Consider the following 12,050-nt stretch of genomic DNA (forward strand, 5'->3'; position numbering starts at 1 on the left):
CGAAAAGGTCTGTCTCTGTCTCTTCCTTGAATGTTGTCTCAAGCACGCCCGCTCTGGCAGAGCCTATGGCCATTGCATACGCCATTGCCATGTCTCTTGCCTTGCCTGTAGCGTCATTATGCACCGCGAAAAGCGCAGGCACTCCCTTGCCCTCTGTGTATACCCTTCTTACAAGGTGTCCTGGTCCCTTTGGCGCAACCATGAATACGTCAACATCCTCAGGCGGGTTTATCTGTCCAAAGTGTATGTTGAAGCCGTGCGCAAATACAAGCGCCTTTCCAGCTTTCAGATTCGGCGCTATGTCGCTTTCATACACGCTCTTTTGCTTCTCGTCAGGTATAAGTATCATTATTACGTCGCTTGCCTTGGCGGCGTCTGCTGCGCTCATAACCTCAAAACCTGCAGCCTTGGCTTTCTCCGCCGACTTGCTGCCTGCGTGAAGTCCTATAACAACGTCAAGCCCGCTCTCCTTCATGTTGAGTGAATGGGCGTGGCCCTGGCTGCCGTAGCCTATTACTGCTATCTTCTTGCCCTTTAATACGTTCATATCTGCATCTTTTTCATAGTACATTTTTGCCATTTTAGTTTTCCCCCTTGAATTCTGTTATTTCATATACATCAACAAGCTTTTCCATATGTTTTATTGCTTGCTTTAGTCCTTGTTTTTCACCCTCATTCAGCGTTATGAGCAGGCTTGAAGCTCCACACTGCGAAAAATCCATCTGAAGATTTTTTATGTCGAATTCTTTTCTTCTGAGTACCCCTACAACCCTTAGCAGTGTTTCCATTCCACTTTCAACCTTTAAGCTTAACATTTTTTCCATTATAATAACCCCCCTGTACGAATTTTTTCAATTTTCTGAAATTTTCTATTATAAATTCGTTAGGCTGCTGAAATCATCCAAATAATATGCCGGACAAACAAAAACCTCCGCTCCTATATCTATGGAATCATAGACATAGGGACGAAGGTATAATATCCTCGTGGTACCACCCTAGTTCATGGCAATAAGCACATCTTGGTTTACGGTCGGGCAACAGCCTTAACCTTAGCCCTGTAACGGTGGCATCCGGCCTTGTCTACTTGCTGGGCTTTCGACTTGGCAGTTCGGGAGTGATCATTATATACCTGACATCACGCTAATTTTCACCGGCCATTAGCTCTCTGGGGTAATGCTGATAGGTATTTTTGTCTCCGTCACAACTTTTATAATATTCTGACTTCTCTTGTATGCTATTATAATTTTATTTTTGTTGTCTGTCAATACTATAATCAGAAAATTTATTGACTTTTGTTTTTCCTCGGCAACTCGGCCTCCAGCTTGTTCCTCGATTCAATTTCGTGCTTTAGCCGCTCTATCTCCTTTGCCATCTGCTTTATTACGTTTTTCATCATCCTGATTACTTGTTCCTTCTCTTTAATTTCAAGTTCCTTTTCGTCCATATATACTCCCCCATGTCATGCTGCAGTCGCTGTTCCAAACAAGCATTCAGTCTGCACTCGTCATTAGCGTGATATTAGTCGATTTCAAAGTCGCAGGTTACCACAGCTGTTATCTCCTTATCTATTGAACTTGTATCGTTTATGCCGTAATCAGAAACCTCGTTTGAAAAAGGAGGTGTGATCTGGAATACTCCGAGCCTGGCTGCGCGGAGCTTTCCTGGCTTACTTCCTGTAACGGCCAGAAGTTTTTCTGCCCTTAGTTGCGCATCCTTTGCCGCAAGCTCTATCATCTCTATTTTCAGGTCTGCAAGCTTAGTATAGAAATACTGCGGAGGTATTGACTGGAATTCCACGCCCTGGTTGATGAGCTCCGTGGATTCCCTAGAAAGCTCTGTTATTTTGTCGATGTCTGCCGATTTAATCTCTATACTCTGGAACAGCCTGTACCCTTCGATTTTGTTGGAGTATACGCCGTTTGGAAGTATTTCATTGTAAGTACTCGTGCTTATGGCTGAAAAGACTATGCTCTTTTCCGGTATTCCGCTGTCAACAAGATACTTTTTGACCTTGGCGGCATCGCCAGTGAGCATGCTGTATGCCTCTGAAAGCTGGCTTGACTGCACCGAGAAGCTTCCCGTCCACACTGCAAAATCTGACTTGATTTCCTTCTTGGCTGAGCCCTTTACTGACAATGTGTTCTGCGAAGCCTTGACCTTCACAAAGCCCTGCGTTACTATGAGCGACGCTGCTATTAGAGCTGCCGCAAGTATAACCGCCACAATTACATAAGATTTCCCTTCATTGACCTTCTCCATTTAAACTCCTCCCATGCAATAATATCCTGTATTGATTATGATATCCATTATCCGGGAAGATAATCATGTTTGTCCGCATTTTATCAAGGAGTTATTTCTTTTGTCCGTTGTCCTGTCCTTCCCTATTCCATGCTGTTATTATTCTGTTTTTAAGGCACAACATATAATCGAGCATTTTAATGCCTTCCTTGAATTTTACTCGCATTATCCCGTTGTCGCTGCCGAGCACTTTCCCAAGCTTGAATTTCTTGTGGTATATATATTCTCCTGTCATCGCACCTGCTTCCGAATATTCCAGCAGCTCCTCGAGAAATCTGCTCTCCTGCGATGGTTTTCCGTACTTCACCTTGGGAGCGCTTATAAGCACGCTATCCTTTGCCCTAGTAAGAGCAACATAGAACAGACGTCTTTCTTCCTCCAGAATTCCGCTGTCAAGTCCTTTTTCATGAGGCAATATTCCTTCTACGGCTCCAATTACATATACCCTTTTGAATTCAAGCCCCTTCGCACCGTGCATAGTCGTAAAGGTCACGCAGTCAGAGCTGTTTTTTTTCCTTGTCTTTTGGAGCGCCAGCTCCTCCTTGACCCTGTCTATGTGTCTGACAAATTCGCCCACAGTGCAAAACGAACCTCCGGATTCCTCCACTTCATCGAGCACCTCGAATATTCCCTCGCTTTTTATACCCTTGTCATTGCAGTAGCCGATTATATGCCTGTCGTATTCTACAGATGTCCTGATATAGGACACTGCATCTGAGGGTTTTAGGCGTGAAATCATAACAATGTCACGTTCAAGGGTTTCAATCGCTTTTTTCTGAAGTAGGTTCAGGTTCAAATTGCCTTTAAGTGCTGCCGTGAAATCATCGCTCCCTTTCGCGATACTTACTGCTTCACGTGATATATATCTGAAAGGCCTGTTTACAATCCGTGCATAATCTTCGATTTTCCCGACACCGCATGCGATTTTAAGATACGATATGACATCTCGCGCTGCCCAGTGATCATATACCGAGACTACTCTATCCGCTATGGAAAATGGTATATTGTAGTCCATGAAAACATCCACAAGCGCTCTTGACTGCGTATTTGTCCTGTATATTACTGCAAAATCACCGTATTTCATGGAGTTCGCTTTTATGGTTGTAAGTATATCCTGCGAAATCAGCTGCGCCTCCTCAAGAGAATCCTTGGGCGTTTCAACATGTATACGCCCGCTTTCGGTTCTTGAATTTTTCATGCATTTGTCGTTTCTTGCCGCGTTGTGCATAATCAACCTGTTTGAAGTTTCTATAATCTCCTTGCATGACCTGTAATTGATGTCTAGTATTATTTTTTCCGGCTTGGCAAAAAAACTTTCAAATTCATACATGAATTCAGGCCTCGCCCCTCTGAAGCTATATATCGACTGGTCGTCGTCGCCGACTGCGAATATATTCCCTTCTCTGCCTGCAATCAGCTTTAAAACTTCGAGCTGGACCCTGTTTATATCCTGAAATTCATCGATGAGTATGTATCTGAATCTGGATTTTATAGTTTCGAGCGCATCTGGATTTTCCAGGAGAAGCTTGTATGTTAAAACCAGCATGTCGTCAAAATCGATTTTGCCCATACTAGTTTTGTAGTTTTCATATGACGTGCTGACACGCTTGAAATCGGCCGCCGCCATATTCAGCGGTTTGTACTCCTTAATTTCAAGCAGGTCATTTTTCATATACGACATTTCCGTTATCAGGGATTCCAAAAGCTCGTCATCCTGAGCATTTTCAATGCTGTGGGTTGCCATGATGCGTCTTAAGGCTCTACGCTTTTCGTCTTCATCTATTATGCTCTCATGTGTAAAGCCCCTGAAACTCCTGAGTATTTTGAAAAAAACAGAATGGAAGGTTCCAAAATTGACCCTGCTGCTCTGCTGGCACATTGTAATGCACCTGTTTTTCATCTCAAGCGCAGAAGCCCTGGTAAAGCTTATAGCCACAATTTTTTCGGGTTCGACATTTTTTTCTATAAGCCTTACAATCCTTGATGCTATGACCCTGGTTTTGCCCGAACCGGGCCCTGCAACTACTATGCAAGCTCCTTCAAAATGTTCTGCCGCTCTTTTTTGATTTTCATCAAGCATTGTTGTTTTCATACGTTGATCCCGTCCCGATAATTAGAAATTACTCCGCCAATATGTGGCAAAGTGCTTTTATTTTATGATAAAATCATATAACCAAAATTCATTTTAATCAATCCGCAAACAGGAGATAATGCCATGGAAATAATATCAAGCAAGGCCGCAATTCAGGTAGCTCTTCCCGAGGGTTACTGTGTATTCGACATTGAAACTACGGGGCTTAGCCACCATTCAGACAATGTCGTACTAATTGGCATTCTGTTCAACAGAAAAAATGATACCATAGCTACTCAGTTTCTGGCAAAAAAAAGATCGCATGAAAAAGAGATCCTCTTCTATTTCAAGGAACTCCTGAGCGAATTTGAGGGCCATATAACGTTCAACGGATTTTCATTCGACATACCATTTTTAAACAGAAGGTATGAAAAGTACAACCTGGGCTATGAAATATCAAAAGACTGCGGAATAGATGTTCTGAGGCTTGTCAGGCCGCATTCCCGCTCACTTGGCCTTGAAAGCTGCCGTCTTAAGGAAATTGAGAAGGCTATGGGCATCGCACGTGATGACTCCATTTCCTCTAGAGACAGCGTTTTGATGTATGATGAGTATGAAAAAACTGCCTGCGAAAGTTTAAAAAAGAAAATTCTTCTGCACAATTATGATGACATAATGAATCTCGCTGTTCTGCATGGCAAAGTTCAAAAAAAACTTGAAGAAATACGGCTGAGCAGCTCATTTTGCATAACTGCGGCCGGCGAAACAATCAGGCTCTTCATGGACAATTCGTATATCAGGGGCAAGACACTATATTTCGAATACTCCACAGATGAACATATAAATCTGCCCGTGGAAATCCATGCCGGCAGCTTCTCGGTTGCCGCCCATTCGAGAAAGCTTGTGCTAAGGCTTTCTCTCTTTGAGACGAAGGATTCAAGCGGCGCCAAGGTGCTTGCCTTCGACGCGGCCAATCCTGTGGCTGTAAAGATAAACTCGAAAATTGTTCCAGGAACTGAAATGCTCGCAAGAGCCCTACTAGAAGCCGTCTTTAAGGCCTAACAGCCCTTTGACGGCTTCTGGCATTTCCTCAACTATATCTCCTGCAACTAGTCCGTATTCGCCCTTTTTATGAAGTGCAATACCGCCTGCTATGCTGTGTATATGCACTCCAAGCAGCGCAGCCTCCCGCGGCTCGTAGCCCTGCCCCAAGAGGCTGACTATAGCTCCTGAGAGTACGTCTCCGCTTCCGGCTGTCGCCATTCCAGGATTCGGGTTTGAGCAGACATAAATTTCACCGCCAGGGAGCGCAACAACAGTAGAGGCGCTCTTTAGCACAACTGTGCATCCGTATTCTGCTGCAAATTCACTAGCAACCTCCATGCAATTATGGCTCACTTGCTCGCTCGATTTGCCTGCAAGCCTGGCCATTTCTCCTATGTGTGGCGTTACTATAGCATTCTTGCCTCGCAGCGCCTCGAGTTCTCCCTGCAGGAGATTCAGACCGTCCGCGTCTATTACAATCGGACCAGCATAGCCCCTTAGCGTCTCAAACAGAAGCTCTTTCCTTCCCTTTTCCCTTGAGAATCCAGGGCCTATGAGCACGGCATCAAGCCGCGAAAGCTCCAAGAGCAGATCCTTAGGCTTTGAGTAGTCAGATTTTATGACTATCACCTCGGGAGTGCTGCCTGATAAGGCGCCGAATGTTTCAGTATCTGCATACACATTGACGATTCCGCTGCCCATTCGCATTGCAGACCTGGAAGAGAGTATTGCAGCTCCCGGCATATTCTGGGAGCCGCCCACTATTCCAATCTTGCCGTATGTGCCCTTGTGAGAATTTCCCTTTCTTCGCCTAAGAATTCGGGCCGAAAAAAAAGCGTTAAGCAGGCTCTTGCTTTGGGCCTCGAGCAGCTCTCTTGGTATTGATATGTCTGCAAGAACTGTTTTTCCGCAAAGGTTGATACCTTCATTGAATATATTTGCCGGCTTTAACGCCCCGAAGGTCACAGTGATATCAGCCTGGACTGCACTTCCCATTATTTCGCCCGTATCGGTATTCAGTCCCGAGGGCAGGTCGAGCGCAACCACAAGCTTCTTTTTCGTGCAGGAATTTATCAGCTCGATTATATCGGCAAAGGGCTGCCCAACTCTTCTGTCTATGCCTATGCCAAATATTGCATCCACTATTATATGGAACCCTTGCTCAAGCAGAGCTGCAAAATCTTCTGCTGTGGCTATGCAATGCGGCCTAATGCCCATACTTTCTATTATCTCAAGATTTAGGAGCGCATCACCTTTTATTCCATCCCTGCTTCCTATCAAGGCAACGCTCACACCGTATCCGTTGTTATGAAGATGCCTTGCTGTTACATAGCCGTCGCCTCCATTGTTGCCTCTGCCGCAGACTATGAGCACTCTTTCTCCCTTGGCGGAAACTTCCTCTATCTCCTCGTATACAGCTCGTCCCGCATTCTCCATTAGAATAGCCCCTGGAATTCCGTATGACTCAATCGACGTCCTGTCGAGGTTGCGCATCTCGAATGAATATGCTATTTTCTTCAATTCCACCCCTCCGCAAAGCTATATGATTGTAGGTTTGACTTTCCATATCTCACCCGAATACTCTCTTATGGTCTCGTCACTAGAGAACCTTCCCGAACACGCGATATTCGTAGCCGACATCTTCTGCCAGCTGTATCTGTCCCTGTATATCATCTCAGCAGTTTCATGTGCATTAAGATATGCGGCGAAATCCTTCAATATGAAATACGGTTCATTATCAGCCAAAAGCAGATCTCTAACCTCTGCGAACTCATCCTTGCTTGCAGGTAAGAATTCATTTGTCAGCTGGTCCACAACCCTTTTTATCCGCACATCCCTACTGTAGAGTTCCCTGGGTCTGTATGTCTGGTTGCTGTAAAGCTCAAGCACTTCGTTTTTTTCCAGCCCAAATGTTATGATATTCTCGCGGCCCATCTCTTCAAGCATTTCTATGTTAGCTCCATCAAGTGTGGCAATTGTTATAGCCCCATTCATCATGAACTTCATATTGCCCGTTCCGGAAGCCTCTTTGGTCGCTGTGGATATCTGTTCGCTGATATTGGCCGCTGGTATAAGCAGCTGCGCAAGTGAAACGCTGTAGTTTTCGATGAACACGACCTTGAGCTTGTCTTTCACCCTTATATCGCTGTTGACCTTGTCCGCCACAGTGTTTATCAGCTTTATTATCTTTTTTGCAGCACTGTAGCCTGGAGCCGCCTTTGCACCGAATATGAATGTCCTTGGAAGCATGGCGCTTTGAGGATTTTCAATGAGCATGTTGTAAAGGTGCATTATGTGGAGCACGTTGAGCAGTTGCCTTTTGTACTCGTGCAGCCTTTTTGCATGTATGTCGAATATAGAGTCTACATTCAGCTCTATTGAATAGTTTTTTCCTACATACTCTGCAAGCCTTTTTTTATTGTTTTGCTTTATTTCAAAAAGCCTGTCGAGAAATGACCGGTCTTCTCTGTGTTCTATAAGCTTTCTGAGCATTCTCGGGTGTTTGATCCATGAATCACCAATGCTGTCGCTTATCAGTTCTGAAAGCTCCGGATTCGATTGTATTAGCCATCTCCTGTGGGTTATTCCGTTTGTCTTGTTGTTGAACCTGTCCGGATAAAACTGCGCAAAATCACGCAGCACTTCATCCTTTAGAAGCTCTGAATGTATTTTTGCTACGCCGTTTACGCTGTGGCTGCCTACTATTGACAGGTATGTCATCTTTACATAGCCCTCGGCTATTATTGCCATGCGCGCCACTCTATCCCATTCTCCCGGGTACTTTTTCCATATTGCCGAGCACAGTCTCTCGTTTATTTCGTATATTATCATGTATATTCTCGGAAGAAGACTTTTGAGCATGTCTATCGGCCATTTCTCCATAGCTTCGGACATTATCGTGTGATTCGTATACGATATGACGTTTGTCGTAATCTCCCAAGCCTCGTCCCAGCCCAGTTTCTCATCGTCCATTAATATTCTCATTAGCTCTGGTATGGCAAGCGAGGGGTGGGTGTCGTTTATGTGTATGGCCACATGTTGCGCAAAATCCTTGATTGCTCTCTTGTATTTCTTGTGGCTTCTGACTATGCTCTGCAGTCCTGCCGAGACCAGGAAATACTCCTGCTTTAGCCTTAACAGCTTGCCCTCTGGATGCGAATCGTTGGGGTAGAGCATCTCTGAAATGGATTCCACTAGATAGTTGTACTCCATTGCTTTTAGGTAGTCTCCCTTGTTGAAAAGGTTGAAGTCGAATTTCTTCCTTGCCGGTTCTGCGCTCCACAGCCTGAGAGTATTCACCGTGTTATTTTTGAAACCAACTATGGGTGTGTCATAAGGAACTGCATTTATGGGTTCGTAATTCTCGTGAAGGAATTCGAGCCTATCGTCGACAGTCACCGGCTTTACGTTGCCCCAGAATCGCACTTCAACTGATTTTTCCGGATGTTTTATTTCCCATATATTTTCTTCCTCGAGCCACTTCTCTGGCATTTCCACCTGATAGCCGTCTACTATTTTTTGCTCAAAAAAACCTCTCTTGTATCTTATCCCGCAGCCATGTCCGGGGATTCCAATGGATGCCATCGAGTCGAGAAAGCATGCAGCCAGCCTGCCAAGGCCCCCATTGCCAAGGCCCTGATCCTTTTCAACATTCAATATGTCATCCAGGCGTATTCCAAGTTCCTCAAGACCCTCCTTGCATATATCAAGCATATTAAGGTTGATGAGGTGGTTCTCAAGCAGTCTTCCCATAAGGAATTCCATTGAGAAGTAGTATATCTGCTTGGAATCTGAATTGCAGTATCTGACGTTCGTATTTATCCAGTTTCTAGCAAGATAACCCCTGACAAGCCCCCCAAGCGTAGAATACTTGTCCCAGTCGGAAGCTTCCTTGACGCTCTTGGCCCTTCTCGCCATAAGCTGTTCTATGAAATCATGTTTGAATTTTTCCTTGCTGATGTTCATTTCAATCCCCCCTATAAACCTCAAACAAAGCAAGTCTTGAAACGACTTGCTTTGTTCTTGCTAAGTTGCTATAACAGCCTTTTATAGAGGCTTTTGTACATTAAGGCTGATTTATTCCAGCTGAAATCATCTCTCATTGCATTCCTTACAAGCATATCCCAAACCGGCTTGTCCATATATGTATCGACTGCCCTTATTATAGTATACAACATCTCGTGCGCATTGTAATTCGCAAAGCTAAAACCGTTGCCCTCTCCGGTGTACTTGTTGTATGGAACCACCGTGTCCTTAAGCCCCCCCGTCTCCCTCACTATAGGGAGAGTGCCGTATCTGAGGGCTATGAGCTGGCTCAGTCCGCACGGTTCGAATCTGGAAGGCATGAGAAGCATGTCTGAACCAGCATATATCTTCTGTGCCAGGGCATTGTCAAATTTAATGCTGGCTGAAACTCTCCCCTCATACTTCGCTGCATAATGCCTGATTAGGTTCTCGTATTTTCTGTCTCCCGTGCCGAGCACCGCAATGCTTATCCTGTGCCTTGAAAGAAGTTCGTCGAATACGCACTCTACAAGGTCAAGCCCCTTTTGCTCTGTAAGCCTTGTAATCATTGACATCACAGGTATATCTGCATTTTTTTCCAGCCCGAGCTCATCGAGCAAGTGAAGCTTGTTCTTGAGCTTGCCTTCAGTTGCAGTAAAGGCATCATAATTTTCGATTATGTCAGAATCCGTCTTGGGATTATATATGTCGTAGTCTATTCCATTTAGTATCCCAAAAAGGTGCTCATTTCTCTTCTGAAGTGCTCCCTCAAGCCCCTCTCCAAAATGTGGATTTTGGATTTCGCCGGCGTACGTTTCGCTTACGGTCGTAATGGCGTTGCTGTATGCAAGCCCTCCCTTCATGTAGCTCAGCGCGCCTTTGTATTCGAGGCCATCCGGATTGAAATGCTCGTATCCAAGGCCGAAAAGTTCACTCATCATCTCGCGGGCGAAAATGCCTTGGTATTTTAGGTTGTGTATTGTGAAAACCGTCTTTATGTTTGCAAAATCCTGCCTCCAGCGGTACTGCAGCTTGTTTAGGGCGCAAACCATGCCTGTCTGCCAGTCATTGCAGTGTATGACCTCCGGCTTGAAATCTGTGTTGGCGATAAATTCGAGCACAGCCCTTGAGAAGAATGCGAACCTTTCCGCTTCATCATGATGGCCGTATATTCCATGTCTTTTAAAGTAGTATTCATTGTCTACGAAATAGAAGGGCACACCCTCGTATTCGCATTCAAGTATCCCGCAATACTGGTTTCTCCAGCCCACATGCACATTGAAGCTCTTGATGAACTTCATTTTGCTCTTGAATTCTTCCTTTATGTCCATATATTTTGGGATTATGACCCTTGCATCTACGCCATAGCGCCTTAACTCCCTTGGAAGAGCAAAAGCCACATCGGCAAGTCCGCCAGTTTTTATGAAAGGGTATGCTTCAGATGCTGCAAAGAGAACTCGTGTCATTTTATTACCCCCTGTATCGTGCTTTTGCTATATAACTGAATCCTTCCTTACAACCATAGGGCTTTTCTCATCACCCATGAGATGTTTGTTGGCAGTTATTGTGACGCTTTTGTCCAATATTACATTTTCAATTAGAGCCCCTTCTTCAATCACAGAGCGCTGCATTATTATGCTGTTTTTTACTACTGCACCCTTTTTGATCTTCACACCTCTGAATATCACGCTGTTTTCAACATGCCCCTCTATAATGCAGCCGTTCGCAAGAAGCGAGTTTTTGACGGAACAGGAATCAGAATATTTTGTCGGAGCCTCGTCCTTTACCTTTGTGAATATAAGCCCATGGCCTGTGAAAAGCTCTTGGTAGTTTTCCTGATTCAATATCTCCATGCTCTCAACGTAATAGTTCATGAGTGAATTAATGCAAGCAAGATACCCTTTGTACTTGTATGCATTTACATATGTATTGCCGTCGTATATTTTTTTGAGAATCATTTCTTTGAGATAGTTTGCATCCCCGAAGGATATCGCGTCCTCTATCATGTTCACGAGCATTTCCTTCTTCATGATGTAGACTTCCATTGATATGTTGGGGCATGGGCCGGAACCGGTGTTTGTTCCGATACTGAGCACCCTTTTATTTTCATCAAGATTGAGTGTATCGCAGTTTATGAAAAAGTCTTTTTTTTCAGTAACTCTCTTATAGAGTATAGTTATGTCAGCTCCTGAATCCTTGTGGAACTCCACAGCATCCTTGAAATCCATGTTGAAGACCATGTAGCTCTTGGAGAGCATTACATATTCCTGCCTGCTTTTTTTTATGTAGCTCAGATGATCCTTGAAATTCCTTATGTCTCCTTCCTGGTAGAAGGGCTTAAGACTCTGGAATTCAGGGCTCAGCACATACAGCCTGTCTATTTTTCTGTCAAGGTCCCAGGCCTTGCCCGAGCCCAGGTGATCGACTAGCGACCCAAACTTGCTTCCTGTAAAAATGCCTATGTTTTCTATTCCGGCGTTCACCATATTTGAGATTATGAAATCTATTATCCTGTACCTTCCAATGTAGGGTATAGACGCTATCGGCCTGTGGTATGTGAGTGCCTTTATGTTCTCTTCTGATTCCCCGAGATTGATTATTCCCATGACATCCTTCATGATATACCTCCTGC

General features: G+C 44.5%; 10 protein-coding genes and 1 other annotated feature. Of the genes, 1 reads left to right on the plus strand and 9 read right to left on the minus strand.

Annotated features, from left to right (window positions below; genetic code table 11):
- The 5 genes from ilvC to GT589_RS04505 all read right to left on the minus strand — a co-directional run.
- Nucleotides 1-580, minus strand: a 580-nt coding sequence (gene ilvC, locus GT589_RS04485) for a ketol-acid reductoisomerase (protein WP_293396614.1), incomplete at its 3' end; no start/stop codon positions are given.
- A 1-nt stretch (nt 581) separates the two neighbouring features.
- Nucleotides 582-824: an ACT domain-containing protein gene (locus tag GT589_RS04490; RefSeq protein WP_293396617.1), complete on the minus strand. Its 243-nt coding sequence runs from the start codon at nt 822-824 to the stop codon at nt 582-584.
- A 134-nt stretch (nt 825-958) separates the two neighbouring features.
- Nucleotides 959-1,211: a binding site (T-box leader), on the minus strand.
- A gap of 71 nt (nt 1,212-1,282) precedes the next feature.
- Complete coding sequence (locus GT589_RS04495; RefSeq protein WP_293396620.1) at nt 1,283-1,444, minus strand: hypothetical protein; 162 nt, start codon at nt 1,442-1,444, stop codon at nt 1,283-1,285.
- 74 nt (nt 1,445-1,518) lie between these two features.
- On the minus strand, nt 1,519-2,259 hold the full coding sequence (locus tag GT589_RS04500; RefSeq protein WP_293396623.1) for an SIMPL domain-containing protein: 741 nt from the start codon (nt 2,257-2,259) through the stop codon (nt 1,519-1,521).
- Between the two features lie 91 nt (nt 2,260-2,350).
- Nucleotides 2,351-4,390, minus strand: coding sequence for an ATP-dependent helicase (locus tag GT589_RS04505; protein WP_293396626.1), 2,040 nt, complete (start codon nt 4,388-4,390; stop codon nt 2,351-2,353).
- Nucleotides 4,391-4,513: 123 nt separating this feature from the next.
- Here GT589_RS04505 and GT589_RS04510 point away from each other — a divergent pair, with 123 nt between their 5' ends.
- On the plus strand, nt 4,514-5,431 hold the full coding sequence (locus GT589_RS04510; protein ID WP_293396629.1) for a ribonuclease H-like domain-containing protein: 918 nt from the start codon (nt 4,514-4,516) through the stop codon (nt 5,429-5,431).
- On the opposite strand, the gene GT589_RS04515 is transcribed toward GT589_RS04510, so the two are convergent.
- The 4 genes from GT589_RS04515 to glgD form a co-directional block, all read right to left on the minus strand.
- Nucleotides 5,408-6,934 (minus strand): NAD(P)H-hydrate dehydratase, encoded by a 1,527-nt coding sequence (locus GT589_RS04515; protein WP_293396632.1) that lies wholly within the window; start codon nt 6,932-6,934, stop codon nt 5,408-5,410. The genes GT589_RS04510 and GT589_RS04515 overlap by 24 nt on opposite strands.
- Nucleotides 6,935-6,952: 18 nt before the next feature.
- Nucleotides 6,953-9,379: a glycogen/starch/alpha-glucan phosphorylase gene (locus GT589_RS04520; protein WP_293396635.1), complete on the minus strand. Its 2,427-nt coding sequence runs from the start codon at nt 9,377-9,379 to the stop codon at nt 6,953-6,955.
- 68 nt (nt 9,380-9,447) lie between these two features.
- Complete coding sequence (gene glgA / locus GT589_RS04525) at nt 9,448-10,884, minus strand: glycogen synthase GlgA (protein WP_293396638.1); 1,437 nt, start codon at nt 10,882-10,884, stop codon at nt 9,448-9,450.
- A 27-nt stretch (nt 10,885-10,911) separates the two neighbouring features.
- Nucleotides 10,912-12,036, minus strand: a complete 1,125-nt coding sequence (gene glgD / locus GT589_RS04530) for a glucose-1-phosphate adenylyltransferase subunit GlgD (protein WP_293396641.1) — start codon at nt 12,034-12,036, stop codon at nt 10,912-10,914.
- Nucleotides 12,037-12,050 lie beyond the last annotated feature (14 nt).

The sequence above is a fragment of the Peptoclostridium sp. genome (genome assembly GCF_009881055.1).
Taxonomy (GTDB): Bacteria; Bacillota; Clostridia; order Peptostreptococcales; family Peptostreptococcaceae; genus Peptoclostridium_A.